General features: G+C 66.7%; 17 protein-coding genes. 2 read left to right on the plus strand and 15 right to left on the minus strand.

Annotated features, from left to right (window positions below; genetic code table 11):
- Position 1: 1 nt before the first annotated feature.
- From AC07P1_RS07375 to AC07P1_RS07385, 3 genes are all read right to left on the minus strand, one after another.
- On the minus strand, positions 2-823 hold the full coding sequence (locus AC07P1_RS07375) for a HoxN/HupN/NixA family nickel/cobalt transporter (protein WP_494695159.1): 822 nt from the start codon (positions 821-823) through the stop codon (positions 2-4).
- Between the two features lie 166 nt (positions 824-989).
- A complete protein-coding gene (locus AC07P1_RS07380) occupies positions 990-2,330 on the minus strand; it encodes a GGDEF domain-containing protein (protein WP_494695160.1) in 1,341 nt (446 codons plus the stop codon).
- Positions 2,331-2,578: 248 nt separating this feature from the next.
- The gene (locus AC07P1_RS07385) at positions 2,579-4,678 is read right to left on the minus strand and encodes a TonB-dependent siderophore receptor (protein ID WP_494695161.1); all 2,100 of its coding nucleotides are present in this window, start codon (positions 4,676-4,678) and stop codon (positions 2,579-2,581) included.
- Positions 4,679-4,833: 155 nt separating this feature from the next.
- Between AC07P1_RS07385 and AC07P1_RS07390 the strand changes: the two genes are divergently transcribed.
- A complete protein-coding gene (locus AC07P1_RS07390; protein ID WP_494695162.1) occupies positions 4,834-5,538 on the plus strand; it encodes a glutathione binding-like protein in 705 nt (234 codons plus the stop codon).
- 116 nt (positions 5,539-5,654) lie between these two features.
- On the opposite strand, the gene AC07P1_RS07395 is transcribed toward AC07P1_RS07390, so the two are convergent.
- The 6 genes from AC07P1_RS07395 to AC07P1_RS07420 form a co-directional block, all read right to left on the minus strand.
- On the minus strand, positions 5,655-7,562 hold the full coding sequence (locus AC07P1_RS07395; protein WP_494695163.1) for a methyl-accepting chemotaxis protein: 1,908 nt from the start codon (positions 7,560-7,562) through the stop codon (positions 5,655-5,657).
- Positions 7,563-8,025: 463 nt separating this feature from the next.
- Entirely contained in the window at positions 8,026-10,407 is a 2,382-nt protein-coding gene (locus AC07P1_RS07400) for a PEP-CTERM sorting domain-containing protein (RefSeq protein ID WP_494695164.1), read from the minus strand.
- Between the two features lie 228 nt (positions 10,408-10,635).
- On the minus strand, positions 10,636-11,313 hold the full coding sequence (locus AC07P1_RS07405; protein WP_494695165.1) for a Fe2+-dependent dioxygenase: 678 nt from the start codon (positions 11,311-11,313) through the stop codon (positions 10,636-10,638).
- 115 nt (positions 11,314-11,428) lie between these two features.
- On the minus strand, positions 11,429-13,798 hold the full coding sequence (locus AC07P1_RS07410; protein ID WP_494695166.1) for a catecholate siderophore receptor Fiu: 2,370 nt from the start codon (positions 13,796-13,798) through the stop codon (positions 11,429-11,431).
- 326 nt (positions 13,799-14,124) lie between these two features.
- Positions 14,125-17,649: a response regulator gene (locus AC07P1_RS07415; protein ID WP_494695167.1), complete on the minus strand. Its 3,525-nt coding sequence runs from the start codon at positions 17,647-17,649 to the stop codon at positions 14,125-14,127.
- Between the two features lie 90 nt (positions 17,650-17,739).
- A complete protein-coding gene (locus AC07P1_RS07420; protein WP_494695168.1) occupies positions 17,740-18,489 on the minus strand; it encodes an alpha/beta fold hydrolase in 750 nt (249 codons plus the stop codon).
- A gap of 243 nt (positions 18,490-18,732) precedes the next feature.
- On the opposite strand from AC07P1_RS07420, the gene fnr reads away from it, so the two are divergent.
- The gene (fnr, locus tag AC07P1_RS07425; RefSeq protein WP_494695169.1) at positions 18,733-19,491 is read left to right on the plus strand and encodes a fumarate/nitrate reduction transcriptional regulator Fnr; all 759 of its coding nucleotides are present in this window, start codon (positions 18,733-18,735) and stop codon (positions 19,489-19,491) included.
- Between the two features lie 164 nt (positions 19,492-19,655).
- Here fnr and AC07P1_RS07430 read toward each other — a convergent pair whose 3' ends face one another.
- The 6 genes from AC07P1_RS07430 to ccoN are packed head-to-tail and all read right to left on the minus strand — an operon-like array spanning position 19,656 to position 24,766.
- Positions 19,656-20,174, minus strand: a complete 519-nt coding sequence (locus AC07P1_RS07430; RefSeq protein WP_494695170.1) for a FixH family protein — start codon at positions 20,172-20,174, stop codon at positions 19,656-19,658.
- Positions 20,175-20,184: 10 nt separating this feature from the next.
- Positions 20,185-21,570 (minus strand): cytochrome c oxidase accessory protein CcoG, encoded by a 1,386-nt coding sequence (ccoG, locus tag AC07P1_RS07435; protein WP_494695171.1) that lies wholly within the window; start codon positions 21,568-21,570, stop codon positions 20,185-20,187.
- 12 nt (positions 21,571-21,582) lie between these two features.
- Positions 21,583-22,557, minus strand: coding sequence for a cytochrome-c oxidase, cbb3-type subunit III (ccoP, locus tag AC07P1_RS07440; RefSeq protein ID WP_494695172.1), 975 nt, complete (start codon positions 22,555-22,557; stop codon positions 21,583-21,585).
- Complete coding sequence (locus AC07P1_RS07445; RefSeq protein ID WP_494695173.1) at positions 22,550-22,714, minus strand: cbb3-type cytochrome oxidase subunit 3; 165 nt, start codon at positions 22,712-22,714, stop codon at positions 22,550-22,552. Before AC07P1_RS07445 ends, ccoP begins: the two co-directional genes overlap by 8 nt.
- A gap of 1 nt (position 22,715) precedes the next feature.
- A complete protein-coding gene (gene ccoO, locus AC07P1_RS07450; protein ID WP_090324282.1) occupies positions 22,716-23,330 on the minus strand; it encodes a cytochrome-c oxidase, cbb3-type subunit II in 615 nt (204 codons plus the stop codon).
- A gap of 14 nt (positions 23,331-23,344) precedes the next feature.
- Positions 23,345-24,766 carry a cytochrome-c oxidase, cbb3-type subunit I gene (ccoN, locus tag AC07P1_RS07455; RefSeq protein WP_494695174.1) on the minus strand — a complete coding sequence of 474 codons (1,422 nt, stop codon included), beginning with the start codon at positions 24,764-24,766 and terminating at the stop codon, positions 23,345-23,347.
- Positions 24,767-24,835: the final 69 nt, after the last annotated feature.

The following is a 24,835-nucleotide window of genomic DNA, read 5'->3' on the forward strand; positions in this document are numbered from 1 at the left end:
GTTACTCCTTGGTGATGGGATAGGCGACGGCGGCGCGTTTGCGGACCAGGACGCCGCAGGCGATCAGCAGGGAGGCGAACAGGGCGCAGCCGACGACGGTGAAGGCCAGGTCGTCGAGTTCGATATCGGGACGCAGCGCGGTCGCGATCTGGTACAGCGCCATGCCGTACGACATCAGCACCACGGTCCAGCCTATCCTGCGCCGGTACGCGGCGGCGGTGGCGGCGGCCTGGTCGGAGGTGCTGCGCAGCAAGCGCACCATCAGGCGGCCGTCGGCGCTGTCGGTGACGACCATGCCGGCCGTGAAGGCCAGGCCGGCGACCAGGGCGGTGGCGCCGCCGGCGTTGGCGGTCGCGGCGTAGCCCCACGCGGCCGCCTGCGTGGCGGTGTCGAACACCAGCGCGAACAGCACGCCGGTGCCGAAGATCGTCAGCGGGTGCGCGCTGCTACGCAGTTGCCGGGGCATCAGGAGGGTTTTCCAGCCCGTGGGCCGGTACACCTGCTGTTGCAGCAAGTCGCGCAGGTTGAGCGTGCCGACCAGCATCAGCAGCAAAGTCGGCAGCCAGTCCAGAATGGTCTGCAACAAGGTCGGCAGCTCGATGCCGCCGGCGAACGCGCCCAGCGCGACGGCGATGGCCGTCACCGCCAAGCCGTGGCCCAGCGCGAACAAGGTGCCGGTCCAGGGCGCCAGGCGCGGCCGCTCGCTCAGCGCGCGGTAGGCCATGCTGTCGATGATGGCGATATGGTCGGGATCGAAACCATGCCGCAACCCCAGCATGAACATGAGCGATAAGCCCGGAATCGGCAGCAGGGCGGCTTCCATAGTCCTCCATTTGCAATGTATGCATTGAATGCGTTGCAGGCATTCTAGGGACATCCGAATGTAAACGCAACTGTCTTGCAATAAGGATGGGCCGGTTTTGCGGTGCGCTGTGTTCGCGCCGCACCGCCGGCGGTGAGCCGCCGGTCGGCGACGCGAGCGGCCGCCGCTAGCGCGGAATGGTCAGCGACCGCCGCACTTTTGCATCAAACGCCATGTCGACCACCACCCGGTCGCGGCCGCCGTTCTTGGCCGCGTACAGGGCCGCGTCGGCGCGCTTGATGGCGTCGCCGATGTCGTCGTTGGGCGCGAGCTCGGCGACGCCGAACGAGGCGGTGATGCCGGGGCCGGTCGACCAGCGGGCGTTCTTCAAGCCGGTGCGCAATTTCTCCGCCAGCACGCGCGCCTGCTCGGCGCTGGTGCCCGAGCAGATGATCAGGAACTCCTCGCCGCCCCAGCGCACCAGCTTGTCGCTGGAGCGTATGCCCGCCGTGATCTCGGCGGCGAACTGGCGCAGCACGGCGTCGCCGGCGTCGTGGCCGTGCTGGTCGTTGATGTGCTTGAAATGGTCGATGTCGGTGAACACCACCGACATCGGCGCGGCCAGGATGGCCGGCGTACTCATCAGCGCCGCGCGCAGGCCCTGCCGGTTCAGCGCGCCGGTCAGCGGATCGGTGTTGACCTGCTCGACCAGCTCGCGCGCCTCCAGCTGCAGAGCCCGGTTGACCTCGCTCAGCAGATTCAGCCGCTTGCTGCTGTGGCGCAGCTGGCGCCGCAGCTGCAGCGAGGCCATCAGCGGCCAGCCGACCGCGCACAGTATCCACGCGCCCATCAGCAGCATGTACAGGCGGCCCTGGCTGATCCATTTTCCATGGAAGCGCAGCGAGCGCAAATCGATGACGTGCTCGCCGGCCTCCGCGGCCGCGCCCGTGAGCAGCTCGACCCGCGTGACGTTATCGATGCGCACGCCCGACTGCTCCAGCGGCACCTGCTTGTAGTCGATCCACCAGGGGGCGGTGTGGAACACCTTCAGCGGAATCTCGGTGACGCCCCGGCCGGGCACCTGGAACTCCAGCTCGTTGACCTTTTGCGACATCCAGTCGGCCAGGGTCGACACTTGCGGCTCGAAATTCATCAGCATGACGCGCAGCGCGTGGCGTCCCGGACCGGCGTAGCGCACGTCGACGCTGACGGAGTCGAACTCCGACAAGTCCATGCCCCTGGCGGTTTGGCTGATGAGGAACATGTATTTGCAGTTGGGCCAATCGATGGTGCGCGTCAGCCGGCAGCGCAGGCGCAACAGGCCGTTCGCGCGCTCGAGCGTGGCGACGCTGCCGCCGCCGCTGATGCGGTCGTCCGTCACTTGCAGTTCGGTGTTTTTTCGGTCGGAGATCTCGATGACCCGTTCCATGCCGTAGTGATGCCAAACGAGCAAGCCGATGGTGGCGGCCATCAGCACGCCCGTCACATAGCGCATGAAGGGGGGAGCGGGCGCGTCGTTGCCACGCATCAGGCGGGCGCGCCCGTCTGATGCGCGATTTCCACCCGATGGACGCTCGGGTATCGTTCCATGTTGCCTCCTCCGCACTGATGGGAAAGCGCGCGGCGGAAATGGGGAATCCTCGCCGCGCCCAGACCGAAACCTTAGCAGATGCGGCGCGGCGGCGACGCACCGCAGATGGGGTTGCGGCGCCGCCAGCCCGGCGGTCCGGCGCTGGCTGGTCGACGTTACAGAGCGGCGCTTTACAGATCGACGCTTTACAGATCAACCTTCAGGCGCGTGACGATGCTGCGCTCGGCGCCGGGGATGACATACAGGTTGGCCCACGAGGCCGTGTAGTAGTTGCGGTTGAACAGGTTGTGCACGTCCAGCGACAGCCGCACCTTTTTGCTGATCTGCCAGTAGCTCACCAGCTTGGCCGTGGTGTAGGCCGGCAAGGTGTAGGTGTCGGCGGTGTTGCCGGAGCGGTCGCCGACGTAGTTGACGCCGCCGCCGACGCCGTAGCGGCCGCCGTTGTCCAGGACGGCTTCGCGGATGGCCAGCAGGCCGGCGCCGACCTTCGGCACGTTCATCACGCGCGTGCCCGGGGCCAGGGTCCGGTCTTTGTCCACGCGGGCGTCATCCCACGAGAAATTGCCGCTGACGCGCCAGTTGGCGTCGATCTGGCCGTAGACGTCGGCCTCGAAGCCGCTGCTCTTGATCTTGCCGGCCGCGACCGAATAGCCGGGCACGTCGCTGGCCGTCAGCACGTTGGTCTTGGCGATGTCGTAGACGGCGAAGTTGGCGCCCAGGCGCTGGTCCGGGGTTTGCAGTTTCCAGCCCGCTTCGTACGACGTCGAGCGCTGCGGGTCGAACGGGCTGCCGTTGATGTCGGTGCCGCTGTTGCCACGGAACGATTTGCCGGCCGAGACATAGAGCGAGCTCCACTCGTTGGGCAGGAAGGTCAGCCCGGCGCGCGGGGACACGGCGCTTTGCTGTTTCGACGTCGCCGTCCGGGCCACGCGGTTGTCGATGTCCTGGTTGTACTCGTCCCAACGCAGGCCGCCGAGCAACTTCCATTGCGGTGACAGGCTGATCTGGTCTTGCGCGAACACCGCCTTGACGCGCTGGCGCTCGTCCGAGCTGGAGGTGCGGTTGGTCAGCGCCGTCGCCGGCGTTCCGTAGACCGGATTGTAAATGTCGATCGGGGTGTTGGCCGAGCGCAGGATCTCCGTGTTCATCCACAGGCGCGAGGCCTCGGCCCCGACCAGCACGGTGTGGCCGATGCCGCCGGTGTCGAACTTGCCTTCGACCTCGGCCTGCACCGAGACGTCGCGCGACGGCAGCTGGCGCCACGTCGCCTGGCGGTTGAGCGTGCGGTTGTCGGCCGCCAGCGAGGTCGCCTCGGTGTAGTTGCCGTCGAACGTGCTTTCCTTGTAGCTGGCGCCGAAGCGCGCGCGCCAGTGGTCCGACAGCGCCCGGTCCAGCGTCAGCTGGTGGGTGTCGCTGGTCAGGGTCATGTTGCCGTCGGACGGCTCGTTCAGTATGCGCTCGCGCGGCAGGGCGCCGAGCGTGCCGCGCACGTTGATGATGCCGCGGTCGAGCGGGGTGTCGGCGCGCAGGAACTCCGCTTCGTAGTTCAGCATCGTTTGCGGATCGATGACCCAGGTCAGCGCCGGCGCCACCAGGGTGCGCTTGTTGTGCAGCAATGTGGAGCGGCTGTCGCCCTCCTCCGTCATCAGGTTGATGCGGTAGGCCACCTTGGCGCCCAGCGCGCCGGTGCTGTCGACGGTGGCGCGGCGCAGGCCCCGGCTGCCCAGGCTGACCTCGGCGACGTTGTGCGGGGTGAACTTCGGCTTCTTGGTGACGATGTTGATCGTGCCGCCCGGCTCGCTGCTGCCGTAGAGGGCCGACGCCGGTCCCTTGAGGAATTCGAAGCGCTCGACGGTGGCGGTGTCGCGCGGCGGGTTGTAGCCGCGCGAGCCGGGAAAGCCGTTGACCAGGAAGCCCATGTCGGTGCTGCTGAAGCCGCGAATGGCGAAGTTGTCCCAGGTGCCGCCGAAATCGTTGAGGCGGGAGATGCCGCTGACGAAGTCGACCGTGTCGGCCAGGCGCAGCGCGCCGAGGTCGTCGATCTGCTGCTGGCTCATCACCCGGACCGATTGCGGCACTTCGCGCAGCGGCGTGTCGGTGCGCGTGGCGCCGCTGCTGTGCTGCGGGTTGTACTGGCCGGTGGCGCGGTCGGCGACGACGTTGACTTGCGGCAGGGCGGTGTCGGCGTTGCCGGTGGCGTCATCGGTGGCGGCGCGGGCCAGGGGGGCGACGGGGGCGAGCAGGAGGCTCAGCGCGACGACGCGCGCGGTGGGACGAAAAGACATGTATATCCGTTGGAAATGAAAAAAGTTTCACATTATAAATGATAATCAATCGCATTTGCATTTGGGGTGGGACCAACGGCCGTGAAACGGGGGCGGGCCGGACCCGCAACCGGGATTTCTGCTATTTTGTGGGACGCACATATGAAAGGCAGCTTATGACCGATCTCTCCAATTTCCCGATCACGCAAAAATGGCCGGCCAGGCACGCCGACCGCATCCAGCTGTATTCGCTGCCTACGCCCAACGGCGTCAAGGTGTCCATCATGCTGGAGGAAACCGGCTTGCCGTACGAAGCGCATCTGGTCAGTTTCGAGACCAACGACCAGATGTCGCCGGAATTCCTGTCGCTCAATCCGAACAACAAGATCCCGGCCATCCTCGATCCCGACGGTCCGGACGGCAAGCCGCTGGCGCTGTTCGAATCGGGCGCGATCCTGATTTACCTGGCGGCAAAGAGCGGGCGCTTCCTGCCGGCCGACACCGCCGGGCGCTACGAAGCCCTGCAGTGGCTGATGTTCCAGATGGGCGGCATCGGGCCGATGTTCGGCCAGCTGGGCTTCTTCCACAAGTTCGCCGGCAAGGAATACGAAGACAAGCGCCCGCGCGACCGCTACGTGGCCGAGTCCAGGCGCTTGCTGGGGGTGTTGGACGGGCGTCTGGCGACGAACCGGTGGCTGGCCGGCGACGAATATACGATCGCCGACATCGCCACCTTCCCGTGGGTGCGCAACCTGATCGGTTTCTATCAGGCCGGCGATCTGGTGGGCATCGCGGACTTCCCGCATGTGACGCGGGCGCTGGAGGCGTTTGTCGCCAGGCCGGCGGTGGCGAAGGGGTTGGAGATACCGAAGCGGAGCTAGCGGGACCACGGAGGCACGTAGGGCGGATTAGGCGAAGCCGTAATCCGCCATGCATGCGCCGCCGACGGCTCATGGCGGATTACGCTGCGCTAATCCGCCCTACGTGTCTCCAAGCTTCAATACTTGACGAACTTCGTTTCGTCCGGTCCCACGCCGGCCATGTCGACCTGGCGCATCGGCACCGGCTTGACGCCGCCGCGCGGCTGCGGGCGCGGCGCGCCGATCCTGGCGTTGCCGCCGGACCCGTGGCCGATCTTGAAGAAGCTCATCGCCTGCTGAAGTTCCTCGGCCTGGCTGCTCATCTGCTCGGCCGTCGACGCCAGCTCCTCGGAGCCGGCGGCGTTTTGCTGCGTGGTCTGGCTCAGCTGCGCGATGGCGCCGTTGATCTGCGCCAGCCCCGACGACTGCTCCTCCGACGCGGCCGTGATCTCCTGCACCAGCTCGGACGTCTTTTTGATGTTCGGCACCATCGCCCCCAGCATCTGGCCGGCCTGCTCTGCCAGGCTGACGCTGCTGGTGGCGACCTCGCCGATCTCCTGCGCGGCGATCTGGCTGCGCTCGGCCAGCTTGCGCACCTCGGCCGCGACCACCGCGAAGCCCTTGCCGTGCTCGCCCGCGCGCGCCGCCTCGATGGCCGCGTTCAGCGCCAGCAGGTTGGTCTGGTAGGCGATGTCGTCGATGATCAACACCTTGGCGGCGATCTGCTTCATCGCCGACACCGTCGAGCGCACCGCCTCGCCGCCCTCGGTGGCCTCGGACGCGGCGCGGCTGGCCATGGCGTCGGTCACCTTGGCGTTGTCGGTGTTCTGCGCCACCGACGCCGTCATCTGCTCGACCGACGCCGAGGTTTCCTCGACGCCGGCGGCCTGCTCGCTGGCCGCCTGGGCCAGCGAATTGGCCGTCGCGCTGACCTCCTCGGAGGCGGCCGCCAGCCCCTCGGCGTTGGCGTTCACCTCCGACACCACCTGCGCCAGCTTGGCCACGGTGTTGTTGGCGTATTTTTTCAGCTCGCCGAAGGCGCCCTCGTAGGGCTTGTCGATGGTCTGCGTCAGGTCGCCCTCCGACATCGCCCCCATCACCCGCACCACGTCGTCGATGCTGGCGCCGGTGGTGGTGGCCAGCTGGTTCAAGCCCTCGCCCATCTCGCGCTGGAAGCCCTGCAGGCCGTTGAGGTCGACGCGCGCGCCGAAGTTGCCGCGGTTGGCCGCCTCGACCACCGTGCGCTGGCCGTCGATCACTTGCTTGAGTTTGGCCACCATCTCCTTGACGGTGAGCAGCATGCTGCCGCGATCGCCCGGCTTGATGTGCACTTCACCGCTGAGGTCGCCGTCGGAAATGCGGCGCATCAGCTCGGCCGCGTAGTTCGGCTCGCCGCCCAGGCTCTTGACCAGGCTGGCGGTGATCAGCCAGGCCAGCGTGATCGCGATCAGCACCGCCGCCGCCGACAAGGTGATGATCACCGTGCGGGTGGTTTCGTAGTTGGCGTTGGCGGCGATGCGTTCCTGGTCCATCAGTTCGTTCTGGAACTTGACCAGGTTATCGAGGGCGCCCAGGTAGGCGCTATTGATGACGACGAAATCCTCCTTCAAATACTCGAGCGCTTTCTTGGGGTCGTTCTTGATCAGGCTGTACAGTTCGTTGTACGCCGGATTCAGCACGGCGTTCCTGTCGGTGATGTCCTTGAACAGCGCGCGGCCCTTGTCGCTGTCGATCAGCTTGTCGAGCTTGGCCAGCGCATCGGTCACCTTGGCCCGGTTGGCCTCGGCCGCCGCCTTGTATTTTTCGCGCTCGTCCTCGTTGGTGGTCAACAGCATGCTGCGCACCTGGCGGGCGTTGTCGAGCGTGCGCATGGCCGCATCGTTGGCCAGCACCACCTTGGGATAGCGGTCATCCATGATGAGATCGGTATCCCGGTCCATCGCCGCCATGCGCATCATGCTGACCGCCGATAACACGAGCAACAACAGCACCACCGCGCCGAAGCCCAGCGACAGCCGGACGGCCACCTTCATGTTTGAAAACATAATCTCTCCCTAAAGCGGATGCATCGCCGCCGCGCGCGCGGTGCGGGGCGATGGTTCGTGGACAAGCGAAAATTGATTGCCGAAGCGGCGTAGAGGCTAGCGATATACAAGCGGTGATTCAGGTCGTCGTGTGGTGTGGCTTGAGGAGTGCAAGCTGCTACGTGCCGTGCCCGTTGCGGGCATGAAGAGAAATCCACCACCATCGCGACCACATTCCCTTTCGAAATGCGAACTTTGAAAACAAAGTCTGATCTTGATCATGTCACGTTAGCGTTACGTGTGGCAAGTATTTTCAGGAAGGGCGAGGGGGAGCGTTGCTTCCATTCGGCGGCGGGGGGACGCGCCGTTCGCGGACGCCCCTTGTGCCATCGGGGCTTCCGCGCGGCTTGCAGTTGGTAAGCCGAGGCGGCGACCGTGGTTTTTTGCGCGCGCGGGGGCGCGGATGGCCCGCCGCGCGCTGTGCTTACGCGGGGCGCATGCCGCCCATCGGGCCGATACGCGTGGTCTTGAACGCGCCGGCGCGCCAGGCCAGCAGCGCCAGGCCCAGCATCAGCAACATCCAGCTGCTCGGCTCGGGCACCGGCGCCAGCGCGCCGCCCTGGCCGACCAGGTAGCTGAAGCCGTACATGCCGCTCTCCAGGGTGAAGGTGAGCAGCAGGTCGAGCGTGTTGGCGTTGATGACACCCAAGTCGAGCACATGGCCGTTGAACACGGCGTCGGCCTGGGCCAGCGTGGTGAAGCTGCCCGAGTACAGCGAGGTGCCGCCGTTGCTGACGGAGAAGCTGAAGCTGCTGTCGAAGCCGGACGAGAACGGTTGCACCAGCGCCAGCAGCAGGTGGTTGCCGGCACTAAACGGCAAGCTCAATTCGGCGCTGGCGGTCGCCAGGAAGAAGGCGGCGCCCATGGTGCCGGCGGCCAGTGTTTCGGCATCGGCGAACGCGGTCGCCACCTCGGTCGACGAGGCGATCATCGGCGCCACCGAGGCCGCCGTGGGCAGGGCGTTGGCGTTGGAGAAGATCGTCGCGTCGAGACCATTCTGGGGCGCCCACGGGCCGTAGGCCGCGCCGCCGACGTTGGCGGCGGTCCTCGCCTCGGGTGTGTAGAGCATGTTCGGTTGGCCGTTGGCGGCACGGGTGGTGACGGCCGCGCCGAGGCCATAGTCGGTGTAGGTGCTGCGCGCCTGGGCGGTGCTGCCCATGCCGCCGGCCACCGCGTGGGCGCGCGCCTCGGAAGGCTGCCCGGGGATGACCGGCGAGGCGTCGCCGGCGATGCGGGTGACGATCGCCTGCGCGCTCGCCGTCGAAGAGTCCATGCCCCCATGGCGGCCGCTGCCGGAGGCGGCCACCGCGTCGGCGCTGGCGAAGTAGCTGGCGCTGGCCACCGCGCTGGCGTTGGCGCCGGCGCCGGGGTTGAACAAGGCGCCGCCGCCGGCGGCGTTGGCGCGCGCGACGGCGACGTAGTTCGAGCCGGCGATGGCCTGGGCGTTGCCGTAGCCACCGGCGCCACTGCCGGATTGGCCGGTGGCGTTGGCCACGCTGGTCACCCGGCCGCCGCCGTAGACGGTTGCTAAGGCTTCGGCCGCGCCGCCGTCGGCGGGGAACGCGCCAGTGCCGCTCAGGCCGGCGGTGGCCGTGCTGGTGCCGGTGATCTGGGCGCCTAGGTTGCCCGGCGAGGCGCTGAGCCACAGCTGGCTGTTGGCCGAGCCGCCGCTGCCCGTCGCGCCCACCTCGGAGCCGGGATTGAACGGGTCGCCCACGCTGCTGCCGCCTTGGCCGCCGATGGCGGTGCCGGCGACGTCGACCCACGATGCGCTGCCCGACGACAGCGAGATCGTCGACGCGGCGTTGCCGCCGTTACCGGCCACGCCGAAGATGGTGCCGCCGCCGGCGCCGCCGGTGGCCGTTTGCGCCAGGTTCAGCGAGTCGCCGGCGTAGACGGAACTGTGGCTGACCGAGGCCGCGCCGCCGTTGCCGCCGAAGCCGTGCGGAACGGCCGTGAAGTCCAGGTCGGCGGCGCCGCCGCGTCCGCCCGTGGCGGTGGTCAGCATGGTCAGGTCGAGCACGCCGGAACCGGCCCCGCTCAAGCCGTTGGTGGCGGTGGCCGCGCCGCCGGCCCCGGCCTGCGCGCCTTCGAAGGTGGCCGCCGCGCCGGCGCCGCCGGTCGCGCTGGACGACAGTTGTAACGGCGCGCTGCCGCTTCCGCCGGCGCGCGCGTTGCTGGTGGCGGCGCCGCCGTCGCCGCCGGCGAAACCGGCGATGCCCAGGCCGCCCTCGCCCCCGGTGGCCGTCGCCGCCACTTGGGAGAAGGCGCCGCCGTTGGTGGTCAGCGTGGCGTTGGCGACCGCGGCGCCGCCCTGGCCGCCGACGGCCCCCTGGCCGCTGCCCGGGCCGCCGAAGCCGGCGCCCGGCTGGCCGGCGTTGCCGCCGCGTCCGCCCGTGCCGACCACGGTCAGCGAAGCCGGGCCGGCCGCGATGGCCGAGGCCATGTCGGCCAAGGTGGCGGCGCCGGCGCCGCCGGCGCCGGCGTTGCCGCCCAGCACATTGGCGTTGCCGGCCGCGCCATTGCCGCCGTCGCCGCCCCGGCCGCCGGTGACGGTCAGCGTGTTGGTGAAGTCGGCGCTGAACGTGACGATCTGCGCCGGCGGCGCCGTCATGCCGTTGCCGCCGGCCGCGCCCGGCACGGCGCCGGTCAGGCCGCTGCTGCCCGGCGGGCCCTGGTAGATGACGTCGATGGCCGCGGCGTTGCCGGCCCACGCCGCGCACAGCAGCGGTATCAGGCGCAGCCCGGTACGCAGGCGGCTGGAACGGGAATGGGGTTGTGGGCGGGTGCCTTGTACGCTGACCATGGAGTCCTCCGTGAATGAACGGAAAGCCGCGTTGGGAGCGCGGTCGCGCCACCCCAGCCATCCGTGAACTGGCAGTTTAACCAGCATGCTCAAAATTGCTAGACTTTTTTATATTCTTTTGAAAGGAACTGTTGCGAACTGGCGAAAGTGTAGCCTCCCGGCACCAGCGGGCCGGCGGCCCGGGTGTCGGCGGGTATCGGCCGGGTGTAAACCGAGCATGCGCCCGGCCTACGCCTCGCTCCACTGGCGCAACAGATTGTGGTAATGCCCGGTCAGGCCGACCAGTTCCGCGCAGTCGCCCAGGCGCGCGCGCAGGCTCTGGATGGTCTGGTCCAGCTCGAGCAACATGCCGCGCCGCATGTCGTCGCGCACCATGCTTTGGGTCCAGAAAAACGCGCACACGCGGGCGCCGCGCGTGACCGGTTCGACCCGGTGGATGCTGGTCGACGGGTACAGGATCAGGTCGCCGGCCGGCAGCTTGACCTCGTGCTCGCCGTAGGCGTCGGTGACGATCAGCTCGCCGCCGTCGTAGTCGTCCGGATCGCTCAGGAACAGGGTCGACGAGACGTCGGTGCGCAGCCACTGGCCGTCCGCCAAGCGGCGCATCGCGCCGTCCACGTGGGCGCCGTAGTGCTCGCCGCCCGCGTAGCTGTTGAACAGCGGCGGAATGGTGCGCAGCGGCAGCGCGGCCGAGAAGAACAGCGGGTTGTCGGCCAGCGCCGCCAGCACGATGCGCCCCAGCTCGAGCGCCAGCGGCGAGCCCTCCGGCAGTTGCCGGTTCTGCTTGACCTGGGCGCCCTGGGCGCCGACGGTGGCGCGGCCGTCGATCCAGTCCGATCCGTCCAGGCGGGCGCGCATGGCGGCCACCTGTTCACGGCTTAACACGCCCGGGATGTGCAGCATCATGGTCAAACTCCTTGAGACAGTTGGTCCGGAAAAACAAAAGCCCCGCCGGTGAGGGCGGGGCAAGCAACACGGCTGAAGGGCCCTTTTGCTTAAAGCTTACAACTTACCACGTTCGTTAGAACTTGATGTTGGCCGTCAGGCTGGCCGAGCGCGGCTGGCCCGGGATGTAGCGGTAGCCCGATTTGTTGATCGACGCGGCGTATTCCTTGTCGGTCAGGTTGTACACGTTCAGGCGCACATCGACGTTCTTGTTGATCGGGTACGACGCCATGGCGTCGGCCACCCAGTACGACTCGATGAAGGCCGGGGTGCCGACGGCGCCATCGGTGCCGCGCAGCAGCTTGCCGGCGTAGCGCACGCCGCCGCCGAGCTGCAGGCCCATCGGCAGGGTGTACGAGGTCCACGACGTGAACGCCTGCTTCGGCGTGTAGGCCAGTTGCTCCTCGCCGTTGGCCAGCACCGAGCGGCCCTTCTCGACCTTGGTCGACATGCGGGTGTAGCCGGCGCTGACGATCCAGCCGCGGGTGATCTCGCCTGTCACGCCCAGCTCGATACCCTGGACGCGCTTCTTGCCGTTCTGGTAGTAGACGGCCGGGTTGGTCGGGTCGACCTCGACTTCGTTCTTGACGTCGGTGCGGTACAGCGCGGCCGACAGCGACAGCTTCTGCTTGAGCAGATCCCATTTGCCGCCCAGCTCGTAGTTGGTGGTTTCCTGCGGATCGTAGTTGACGTTGGCGGCGCTGTTGGCGGCCGCGCTCAAGCTGAAGTTGGTGCCGCCCGGCGGCGATTTCGACGTCGCCACCAGGCCGTAGACGCTGCTCTCCGGGGTGAGCTTGTACAGCGCCGACAGCTTGCCGTTGATCAAGTTGTCGCTCTTCTTGAGCGAGGTAGGGATGCGGGTGCCGACCGGCAGCGGCTGCACCGCCGGCGCGGTCACGGCCGCCTGCAGCGCCACGGCGTTGTAGTCGGTGCTGTAGTGGTCGACGCGCACGCCGCCGTTCAGGATCCACTTGTCGCCGATCTTGAGGGTGTCGAACACGTAGGCGCTCACGGTGTCGGTGCTGCCGACGCTTTGCGCGCCGTTGCGGGCGTAGGTCAGGTTGAACGACGTCGCCGGGTTCGGGTAGTAGACGCTGGTGATCGGCAGGCCGGTGCCGCCGGTCGGCGCCCAGGTGTAGTTGGTCTGCTTCTCGGTGGTGATCTCAAGGCCGCCGACCACGGTGTGCTTGAGCGCGCCGGTGGCGAATTCGCCGGTGGCGGTGGTCTGGTTGGTGAAGATCTTGTTGCTCTGATCCTTGAACGTCGTGTTGGTGCGGCGCATCTGCCAGCTGGCCGGATCGGCGCTCGGGATGATCAGGTTGGCGGCGGTGGCCATGAACGCGGTCAGCAGGTAGTCCTGCTCGGTCTTGCCGAAGCGGGTGGTGTTCTGCAGCTTGATGCCGTTGGCGAAGTCGTGCTCGAGGCGCACGGTGGCCATGTCGGCAGTGACGTCGTCGTGGTCGTACGAGGAACCGTAGAAGCTGCGCGGATCGACGCGCGGCGCGTTGTTGAGCGGCGCCAGGCGGGCGCGCTCGGCGGCGATGACGGCCGCGGTGTTGGTGGCGGTGACGGTGGTCGACACCGGCGCGCTGTAGCCGGGCATGCCGATGGTCAGCACGCCGCCGTCGGGGATGTTGTTTTGCTTGACGTGCAGGTAGTTCAGGTAGACGCGGGTCGGACCGTTCAGGCCGAACGCGAGCGACGGCGCCACGGCCCAGCGCTTGTTCTCGACGACGTCGCGCGCCGGATTGCCGGCATCCTGGGCCAGCACGTTGACGCGGAAGGCGGTGCCGCTGTCGGCGTCGATCACCTGGTTGAGGTCGGCGGTGGCGCGCTTTTGCTTGCCGCTGCCGAAGGTGACGGAGCCGAGGTAGGCGTTTTCCTGCTGCGGCTGTTTGCTGACCAGGTTGATCGAACCGGTCGGCGAGCTGCGGCCGTTGTCGGTGCCGGCCGGGCCCTTGAGCACGTCGATCTGTTCGATGTTGAAGGTGTCGCGCGAGATCGAGCCGACGTCGCGCACGCCGTCGACGTAGATGCTGCCGGAGGCGTCGAAGCCGCGCATGAAGATGGCGTCGCCGGTGTTGGTGTTGCCGTTCTCGCCCAGGAAGAAGGCGCCCACGCCGGGGGTGTTGCGCAGCGCTTCGGTCAGCGTGACGGCGCCTTGCTGTTCGATCAGTTCTTTTTTGATGACGGTGATGGTCTGGGCGGTGTCGACCAGCTTCTCGGTGTACTTGACGGACGCGGCCTTGTCGGCCTTGATGCCCTCGGCAGTGCCCTGGACTTTGACTTCAGGCATGGTTTGTTGTTGGCCGGCGACCGCGACAGGTTCGGCGGCGGCGGCGTCGGCCGCGTGGGCGGCGACCGGGAGCAGCATCACGGCCAACGCCGCGCTCATATGTTGGTTGAAGCGCGATTGCGCGTGTTTGCGACTCTTGATCATTGCCATTCTTTCATCTAAATCGAAGGGAGGCCGGCGGTGCGAGGTATTGCTGAAGTGTTGCCAACCTGTGTCTGACAGCCGGGGAATCTTTACTAATTTGTGAGAGTGTAACAATAAAATGCCTTAACGTAAATGCGAATTGTTATCAATACTATTCACATGGTGGCAAAAGGCAACGAAAGTTGGATGCCGGGAGGCATGTCGCGGAGAGACGTAGGGCGGATTAGGCGGAACGTCGTAATCGGCCATGCATGCGCCGTCGGCGGCGCGGGCATGGCCGATTACGCTGCGCTAATCCGCCCTACGTGGTTTGGAAGGAATTTGAATTCGCGTTACGGCGCTTGCCGGTCGAGCCAGGCGCGGGCCTCGGCCAGGGTTTGTTCGAGCGCGGCGCGGACGGCGTCGAAGTGTTGCGCCAGCTCGTCGTCGCGTGCTTCGCTGATGGCCGTCTCGGCGTCGATGGTGGCCTGGATCAGGCGCCGGGCGCCGAGCACGCCGACGGCGCCGCGCAGGCCGTGGAACAGGCGGGCGGCGTCGCGCGGCCGCCCTTCGCGCAGCGCCTGGTCGGCCTGCTCGACCGGTGCCATGCCGCTGTCGATGGCGCCGCGCACCATCTTGACCATCACCGCGCGGCCCTTGGCGTCGCGGCCCATCACGCGCATCAGGCTGTCGATATTGAAGGCACCGGCCTCGCCGGCCGGCGCCGGCGAGCCGACCAGCTTGACCGCCGCCTGGACGGGCGCCGGCGCCGGTGCGCGTGCCGCTGCGGGCGGCGCGGCGGCAAGTGCGGGCGCCGGCTTCGGCGCTTTTTTGGGCAAGTGCTTTTGCAGCACGGCCAGCATCTCCTCGACCTCGATCGGCTTGGGAATGAAATCGGTGATGCCGGCGTCGATGCTGCGCTCGCGCTCGGATTCGAGCACGCCGGCCGTCATGGCGATGATGGGCAGGGTCAGCTTCAACTCCTGGCGCAGCAGGCGGGTGGCGGTGAAGCCGTCCATCACCGGCATCTGCATGTCCATCAGCACCAGGTCGTAGACGCCGGGATTGGCGCTCATGCGGTCGAGCGCCTGCTGGCCGTTGTCGACGACGTCGAGCGTGGCGCCGGCCAGCTCGAGGATGCCGCGCGCCACCGCCTGGTTGAGCAGATTGTCTTCCACCAGCAGGAAATGCACGCCGCCCAGGCTGCCGTCCACGCCTTGGTCGGCCGCCGCCTGCACGCTGGCGTCGGCCTTGGTCACCAGCGCCTGGTGCAGCGCGTCGAACAGGTTGGAGCTGGTGATGGGCTTGACCAGCACCACGTCGGCCTCGGGCGCGCTGGAGATTTCCTCCATGCGGTCGCGGGCGAAGGCGTTGACCATCACCACGATCGGCTGCTTGCGGTCGGGCGCGGCCGCGCGGATGCCCTTGGCCGTGGCCAGCCCGTCCATGCCGGGCATGTGCCAGTCGGCCAGCACGACGTCGTAGGCGCGGTCCGCCTCCAGGCCGAGCCGGAAGCGTTCGAGCGCGGCCGCGCCGGAATCGACCTCGTCGGCCTGCCAGCCCCAGGCCCGGATCAGCTTGGCGATCAGTTCGCGGCTGGTGCGGCTGTCGTCGGCCACCAGCAGGCGCAGGTCGCCCAGCGCCGGCTTGCGGCGCTCCTCTGGCCGTTCCGGCAACACCTCGAACGGCAGGCTGAAGAAGAAGGTCGAGCCCTGCCCCGGCGTGCTGTGGACCGCGATTTGCCCGCCCATCAGCTCGATCAGCCGCTTGGTGATGGCCAAGCCCAGGCCGGTGCCGCCGAAGCGCCGCGTGATGCTCTGGTCGCCCTGCGAGAAGGCGTTGAACAACTGCCCCAGCTGCTGCTCGGTCATGCCCATGCCGGTGTCGCGCACCTCGAAGCGCAGCAGCGCGCCGTGGTCGTCGCGCGCGTCGAGCTCGACGCCGACCACCACCTCGCCCTGCTCGGTGAACTTGATGGCGTTGCCGGCCAGGTTGACCAGGATTTGCTGCAGCCGCATCGAATCGCCGCGCAGCCGCTTGGGCACCGACGGTTCGACGCTGATGGCCAGCTCCAGTTCCTTGTCGCCGGCGTTCATCGTCATCATCGTCGCCAGCGAATTCATGGTGTCGTCCAGGCTGAACTCGACGGGCGACAGCTCCATGTGGCGCGCCTCGATCTTGGAGAAGTCGAGCACGTCGTTGAGGATGCCCAGCAGCGATTGCCCGGACACCTTCACCATGTTGAGGTATTTGCGCTGCTGGGTGGTCAGCGTGGTGTTGCCCAGCAGGTAGGCCATGCCCAGCACCGCGTTCATCGGCGTGCGGATCTCGTGGCTCATGTTGGCGACGAACTCGCTTTTGGCGCGGTTGGCGGCCTCGGCGCGGTCGCGCTCCTTCTCCAGCTCCTGGGCGCGGGCCTCGACCTCCAGTTGCAGGCGGCGCCGCTCGGTGATGTCGGAGATGACGGCCAGCACCTTGGTGCCCTGGTCGGTGCGCACCGCGCTCAGGTTGATCTCGACCGGGAACTCGCTGCCGTCGCGGCGCAGGCCGAACAGGGTGGTGGCGCCGCCCATGCGCACCGGCTCGGCGCTGAGGCGGTCGGCGAAGAACTTGACCCGGTGCGCGGCGTGCTGCGCGCGCAGCGCCGCCGGCACCAGCGTCTCGAGCGGCTGGCCGAGGATCTCGTCGCGGCCGTAGCCGAAGCGGCGCTCGGCCTCGCGGTTGAAGGTTTCGATGCGGCCGTCGACGCCGACCACGACGATCGCGTTGGGGGCGAATTCGACCAGGCTTTGCAGGCGCGCGTCGGCCGCCAGCCGGTCGCGCATCAGGTTGTTGAAGGCGGCCGTCAGCTGGCCGACCTCGTCGTCGGCGCGCACCGGCAGCGGCGCGAAGTGGGTGGCGTCGCCGCGCAGCGCGACGATGGCGTCGCGCAGCCGGATGAGCGGCGCCAGCAGGCGCAGGGTGAGCCAGCCGATCAGCGCCGCCGCCAGGATCGACGCCACCACGCTCCACACCAGCACGCGCGAGAGCACGCCGTCGAAGGGTTCGAACGCCTCCTCGGCCGGCAGCGAGGCGGCCAGGACCCAGTCGACCGACTTGAGCGCCTTGTAGCTGTTGAGGGCGCGCTCGCCGTTACCGTTGATGCTGTCGACGGTGCCCTCGAAACCGTCCCGCAGCGCGCGCGTGGTGGCGGCGTTGGCGCCGGCCTGGCGCGGTTGCAGCAGGCGGCTGGCGTCCGGATGCAGCACGTAGACCGGATGGTCGCCGCGCGTGAGGGCGAAAAAGTAGCCGCTGTGGCCGACCTTGGCGGTGCGCAGGTGGCCCAGCACATTGTCCTTGTACAGGCGCAGCACGCCGTTGAGCACGCACACCACCTCGCCGTTGGCGTTGAGCACGGGCGCCACCATCTGCACGATCGGTTGCTTGTTGGACTTGCCGATCACCGGTTCGGCGATCAGCGGTTTGCGGGTGCGCATCACGGTCCGGAAGTAGGCGCGGTCGGAGGCGTCGATGCCGACGCGGCCGGGCTGGACCGGGATGTCGGCGATCACCATGCCCTGCGGATTGAGCACCAGCAGGTCGTCGAACAGCGCCAGCACGGCGCGGTCCTGGTAGTAGGCGCGCAGCCGCTCGGTGGACCCGGCGATCTCGACCGGCTGGTGGCGCGCCGACAGCGCGATGATGTCGAGCAGCATGGTCAGCTTGTCGTCGAGTTCCTCGGCGGTGCGGCCGATCAGCGCCGTTTGTTGCGTGAAAAGTACTTTGGTGAAATCCGCCTTCATGCGTTGCATCTGAACCACGGTCACCAGCGCGATCATCAGGATCGACGTGATGCTGGTCGCCAGCGCAACTTTAGCCTTGATGCCAAGTGGCTTCATTTCATCCTTGTCGGGCGGGTCGGACATGAAATTGGAGAACTACGGAGTGCTCAGGAATTCTCCTATCAATGCCCGACCTTGGCAACAGTATTAACGCCGGGCGGCGGCGATGATCACGTCGGCGACTTTTTGCGGCTGCGACACCATCGGCACGTGGCTCGCTTTCAGCGTGATAGTGGTGGCGTTGATTTTCTTGGCGAACGCCTGTTGCAAGGCCGGATCGATCATGCGGTCCTCGGACGCGGCGATGTAATAGTTGGCCTTGTTTTTCCAGGCCGCCACGGTGGTCTTGTCGGCGAAGGCCTTGGCGGCGATCGGGCCCTGGGTGGCGGCGATCAGCGCGGCGGTGGCCGGCGGAACGTCCTGGGCGAAGTTGGTGGAGACCGACGCGGTCGGCAGCCACAGGAAACCGCCGGCGTCGGCTTGCAAGGTGGCGATGCCTGGCGGCACGGCGTAGTCCTTGCCCAGCTCGGCGGTGGCCTGGCCTTCCGACGGTGCGAACGCGGCCACGTAGACCAGCGCCTTGACCTTGTCGCTGGTGCCGGCCTCGGTGATCACGGTGCCGCCCCACGAGTGGCCGACCAGCACCACTTTACCGGTTTGCGCGTCGATCACGCGCTGGGCGGCGGCGACGTCGTCGGCCAGCGAGGTCAGCGGGTTTTGCACGGCCACCACTTTCAAGCCTTGGGCCTGCAGCAACGGGATGACTTTTTCCCAGCTGGAACCGTCGGCGAAGGCGCCGTGCACCAGCACCACGGTGGTGTCGGCGGCCGGCGTGGCGGCTTGGGCGGTCAGGACGGTGGCGGCCAGCAGGGCGGAGGCGATGATCGAGCGTTTCATGGTGATTCCTTTCGAGGTTGGTTGTTTACTATTAAGTAGTGTGCTACTTGCTTGAGGTGAACTATAGCGAACAATCTAATAGCGTGCAAGTTAAATTTAACCGGATGTCGAAAATATTTGCGGACCGGGTGGGCCGCCGGTGCAAGCACGCTTGCATGAAGCAAGGCTCGGAGTGGCGCGAATACCTGATCGGTACAGTGCGGCATCGGCCGAAAGCAGCGACTAATGGTCTACACTGGCGGCATGATCAGAGACCTCCCCGCACTGGTGCTGCCCGGCGCCACCATCGACATCCTCAAGGCCAGCTGCGCCAATTGCAGCATGCACCAGTTGTGTTTACCGATGGGACTGGGCAATGAAGACATGGAGCGGCTCGACCGGATCATCGGCCGCCGGCGCAAGGTCGCGCGCGGCGCCACGTTGTTCCGCATCGGCGATCCGTTCGTGAATTTGTACGCGATCCGGCTCGGCCACTTCAAGACCTACCAGGTCAACCGCGAGGGCGCCGAGCAAATCACCGGTTTCCAGATGGCGGGCGAGTTGCTGGGCATGGACGCCATCAGCACCGACCTGCACCATTGCACCGCCGTGGCGCTGGAGGACAGCGAGGTGTGCGAGATTCCGTTCGGCAGCCTGCAACAGCTGCTGGCCGACATGCCGACCTTGCTGCGGCACTTCCACCGAATGATGAGCCAGGAGATCACGCGCGAGCAAAGCGTCATGCTCCTGCTGGGCAATATGCAGGCGACGCAGCGTTTCGCCGCCTTCCTGGTGAACCTGTCGTCGCGTTACGAGGCGCGCGGTTACTCGCCCAACACCTTCCAGCTGCGCATGTCGCGCGAAGAGATCGGCAACTACCTGGGCCTGACGATCGAAAGCATCAGCCGCCTGCTGTCGAAGTTCAAGAAGGAAGGCCTGCTACGCGTGAGCAACCGCGAAATCGAACTGCTCGATCCGCCCATGCTCAAGGCCATCACGGCCGGCACGCAGACCTGCCATTAGCGGCGGAATGACCACATAGACACGTAGGGCGGATTAGGCGAAGCCGTAATCCGCCATGCATGCGTCCCCGGGGGCTCCTGGCGGATTACGCTACGCTAATCCGCCCTACGTGGATCCACGATTGCGGTGGGTTCCCCGGTCAAAATCACCATCCAACCACGGGCTTATTCGGCGCGCAGGGTGACGCTGCGCTGCGCCGGCCAGCTCCAGGCGCCGGCCAGGCGCCAGTCGCGCTTTTCGCCTTCCACCAGCACCACCCAGCGGCTGCGCTCGAGCATCGGCAGATTGATATGGAAGCCGCCGAATTCGTCCGGCCGCACCACCAGCTGGATGTCCTTGGCCGGCAAGGTCGCGTGCGACAGGCGTACGAACAAGCGCTCCGTCTTGGCGTGGTCGTCGCTGTCGCGGCGCAGCTGGCCGGCCAGCATGCCTTGCGTGGGGTCGTAGCCGATCGACATCGACAACCCCAAGGTGCTGGCCACGCGGTCGCGCCGCAAGTCCTGGTTGATGGCCTTGCCCCGCTTGTAGTAGTCGCCCACCACCAGCGCGTCCTGCCGCGTGAAGGCGAGGTAGCCGGTGTAGACGCCGGCAACGATGACGATCGCCGGGCCGGCCATCAGCAGCCACGGCCAGCGCTGCTTCCACCACGGCGTCACGGTGGCATGCGATATCGATACGGTCATGCTGTTCTCCTTAGCGCGGCACAATGAATACCGCGTCTTCCTTCACATGCAGCGACGGGTCGTCGACCGACGTCAGTTCGACGGCGATCTTGTTCGAACCCGGATGGGCGGCGCCGTGCGCCGTGCGCAGCCGGATCGGATGCGCCTTGGTTTCTGTGGCGTCGACCCGCACCAGCTCCGGCGTCACCTGCGCCAAGGTGGCGATGCCGCTGACGCGGATGCGGTAGGTCTGCGCCCGCTCGGACGTGTTCATGATCTGCAGCCGGTAGACGTTTTCGATCATGCCGTCCTCGACCTCGCGGCCCATGGCGCCACGGTCGCGGATGACGTCCAGCTTGAGCGGCACCCGCAGGTAGAGCGCGGTGCCGACGGCGGCCACGATCAGCGCCAGGATGGCGGCGTAGATTTGCACCCGGGGACGCAACGTGCGCCGGTGGATCTGCGTCGGCGTGTAATGCATCGTCATGGCACGCTCGGTGCTGTAGCGGATCAGGCCGCGCGGCAGGCCGACCTTGTCCATCACGCCGTTGCAGGCGTCGACGCAGGCGGCGCAGCCGATGCATTCGTATTGCAGGCCGTTGCGGATGTCGATGCCGGTCGGGCACACCTGCACGCACATCGAACAGTCGATGCAGTCGCCGCCCTTGCCCGCTTCCTTCTTCGACAGCGGCATGCGCGGCTCGCCCCGCTCGCCGGCGTAGGTGATGATCAGGGTGTCGCGGTCGAACATCGAGCTCTGGAAGCGGGCGTACGGGCACATGTATTTGCACACCTGTTCGCGCATCCAGCCGGCGTTGCCGTAGGTGGCGAAGCTGTAGAACACCACCCAGAACCATTCCCACGGGCCGAAGCTCAACGTCAGCACCTCTTCGGCCAAGTGCTTGATCGGCGTGAAGTAGCCGACGAAGGTGAAGCCGGTCCACAGCGCGACCGCGCCCCAGGCCAGGTGCTTGGCGCTCTTTTTCGCGAACTTGGCCGCCGACGGCGGCTGCCGGTCGAGCGCCATGCGCGCGCTGCGCTTGCCTTCGATCCGGCGTTCTATCCACAGGAAGATTTCGGTGTACACCGTTTGCGGACAGGCGAAGCCGCACCAGACCCGCCCCGCCACCGCCGTCGCCAGGAACAGCAAATAGGCGCAGATGATCAGCAGCGCGGCCAGGTAGATGAAATCCTGCGGCCATAACACCAGGCCGAAGATGTAGAACTTGCGCGCGCCCAGGTCGAACAGCAGGGCCTGGCGGTCGTTCCATTGCAGCCACGGCGCGCCGTAGAAGGCCAGCTGCGTCAGCCAGACGAACAGCCAGCGCAGCCGGGCATAGCGGCCCGAGGCTTCGCGCGGATAGATCTCCTCCCGCGCGGCGTACATATGGACGACTTGTGATTCAGGCGAGCTCATGGCGTTGACCGCTTATTCCGCCGCAGGCGTGGCGGCGACGGCCGGCGCCGGCGGAACCGGCGACGATTCCGGCGCGTTGACGTCGTTCGACAAACTCCACACGTACGCCGCCAGCACGTGCACCTTGGCGTCGCCGAGGAAGTCCTCGAACGCGGGCATGGTGGCGTTGCGGCCCTTGCGGATGGTTTCCATGATGGTCTCGGCGCTGCCGCCGAACAGCCAGACCTTGTCGCTCAGGTTGGGCGCGCCAAGTGCCTGGTTGCCGGTGCCGCCGGCGCTGTGGCAGGCCATGCAGGCGCCGAACTTGCCCTTGCCGAACACCGCCTTGATCGGGTCGGCGGTCGAGCCGGACAGGCTGAGCACGTAGTGGGCGACGTTTTCCACATCCTTGTCCGAGCCGAGCGCCGCGCCCATCGGCGGCATCACGCCCATGCGTCCGCGCAGGATCGATTCCTTGATGGTTTCCGGCGCGCCGCCGAACAGCCAGTCGTTGTCGGTCAGGTTGGGAAAGCCCTTGTTGCCGCGCGCGTCCGAACCGTGGCACTGCGCGCAGTACGTCAGGAACAGCCGCTGGCCGATGGCGTGGGCCTTCGGATCGGCGGCGACCTTTTTCAGGTCCTGCTTCTGGTATTGCGCGAACAATGGACCGTACTCGGACTCCGCCTGCTTGAGCTCGGTCTGGTACTGGCCCGACGATTTCCAGTCCAGCTTGCCCGCGTAGGTGCCCAGGCCCGGATACAGGAACAGGTAGGCCAGCGCGAAGACGATGGTGATGTAGAACAGCCACATCCACCAGCGCGGCATCGGCGTGTTCAATTCGGTCAGATCCTCGTCCCAGGTGTGCCCGGTGGTGCCGACCTTGCCGTCTTTGCCCTTGGCCAGCTTCACTTTGGCCTGTGAGAATAAAAGAATGCCGCAGCCGGCGATGCCGAGCAGGGTCAGCACGGCGATGTAGATGTCCCAGAAACCATTGGTGAAATCAGCCATGGCCATGCTCCTCGTCGTCGAAGGGCAACTGCGCCGCCTTGGCGAAGTCGGCTTCCTTGTTGGCGATGAAGGCCCACCACAGGATGCCGACGAAGGTGATGAAGGAAACCACCGTCATCACGCTGCTGGCGCGGTCGAACAGGTTTTCGATAGCCATGCTAGTTCCTCGTCTTGATTAATGTGCCCAGGCCTTGCAGATAGGCGATCAGGGCGTCTTCTTCGGTCTTGTCTTTCAGCTCTTCCGGCGCGGCGGCGATCTCGGCGTCGGTGTACGGGTCGCCCAGGCGCTGCAGCGCGCGCATCTTCGGCACGATCTCGGCCGGCACCAGCGCGGTTTTCGCCAGCCATGGATAGTTCGGCATGTTCGATTCCGGCACCACGTCGCGCGGGCTGGCGAGATGGGTGCGGTGCCATTCGTCGCTGTAGCGCCCGCCCACCCGCGCCAGGTCGGGACCGGTGCGCTTGGAACCCCACTGGAACGGCCGGTCGTAGACGAATTCGCCGGCAACCGAGTAGTGGCCGTAGCGCTCGGTCTCGGCGCGGAACGGCCGCACCATCTGCGAATGGCAGTTGTAGCAGCCTTCGCGCACATAGACGTCGCGTCCGGCCAGGCGCAGCGGCGAATAGGGTTTCAACCCCGCCACCGGCTCGGTGGTCGATTTCTGGAAGAACAGCGGGACGATCTCGACGGCGCCGCCGACGCTGACCACCAGGGTCACCAGCGCGATCAGCAGCCAGGGGTTTTTCTCGATCCACTCGTGTGAAAATTTCATCTTGTGCTCCGATATCAGGCGTGGCCGGCGGCCAGCGCGGGAATGCGCGCGACGGCGGTCTCGCGGTTGCGCAGGGTCATCCAGGTGTTGTAGCCCATCAGGCACATGCCGCTCAGGTACAACAGGCCGCCGCCGAAGCGCACCACGTAGTAAGGGTAGGTGGCCTTGACGCTCTCGACGAAGGTGTAGGTCAGGGTGCCGTCGGGGTTGACCGCGCGCCACATCAGGCCCTGCATGACGCCGGCGATCCACATGGCGGCGATGTACAGCACGATGCCGATGGTGGCGACCCAGAAGTGCAGGTCGATCAGCTTGGTGCTCCACATCTTTTGCTGGCCGGCCAGGCGCGGCAGCAGGTAGTAGATCGAGCCCATCGTGATGAAGCCGACCCAGCCGAGCGCGCCGCCGTGGACGTGGGCGATGCCCCAGTCCGTGTAGTGCGACAGCGAGTTGATGGTCTTGATCGACATCATCGGACCTTCGAAGGTGGCGATGCCGTAGAACGACAGCGAGACGATCATGAATTTGAGGATAGGGTCGGTGCGCAGCTTGTGCCAGGCGCCCGACAGGGTCATGATGCCGTTGATCATGCCGCCCCACGACGGCGCCAGCAGCACCAGCGAGAACACCATGCCGATCGATTGCGTCCAGTCCGGCAGCGCGGTGTAGTGCAGGTGGTGCGGGCCGGCCCACATGTAGGTGAAGATCAGCGCCCAGAAGTGCACGATCGACAGGCGGTACGAGTACACGGGGCGCTCGGCCTGCTTGGGGATGAAGTAGTAGACCATGCCCAGGTAGCCGGCGGTGAGGATGAAGCCGACCGCGTTGTGGCCGTACCACCACTGGATCATCGCGTCCTGCACGCCCGAGTAGGCCGAGTACGATTTAAACGCGGTGGCCGGCATGCTGGCGCCGTTGACCACGTGCAGCAGGGTGACGGCGATGATGTAGCCGGCGAAGAACCAGTTGGCGACGTAGACGTGCTTGACCTTGCGCTTGAGCAGCGTGCCGAAGAACACGATGGCGTAGCAGATCCAGACCACGGCGATCAAAATCGAGATCGGCCACTCCAGCTCGGCGTACTCCTTGCCGCGCGTGAAGCCCATCGGCAGGGTCACGACCGCGCTCAGGATCACCGCCTGCCAGCCCCAGAAGGTGAAGGCGGCCAGCTTGTCCGAGAACAGGCGGACCTGGCAGGTGCGCTGCACCACGTAGTACGAGGTGGCGAACAGGCCGCAGATGCCGAACGCGAAGATCACCGCGTTGGTGTGCAGCGGCCGCAGGCGGCCGTAGGTCAGCCAGGGGATGTCCAGGTTCAGCGCCGGCCAGGCCAGTTGGGCGGCGATGATCACCCCCACCAGCATGCCGACGATGCCCCAGACAACGGTCGCGATCGCGAATTGCTTGACGATCTTGTAGTTGTAGTTCTGGTCCACGAAGTTCTCCCATAGAACGCTTTGATGATGTAGATCAAAGGTTACTTATCGGGGCTTCAAAAAACCTTG

It is taken from the genome of Duganella sp. GW821-FHT07F09 (genome assembly GCF_059418705.1).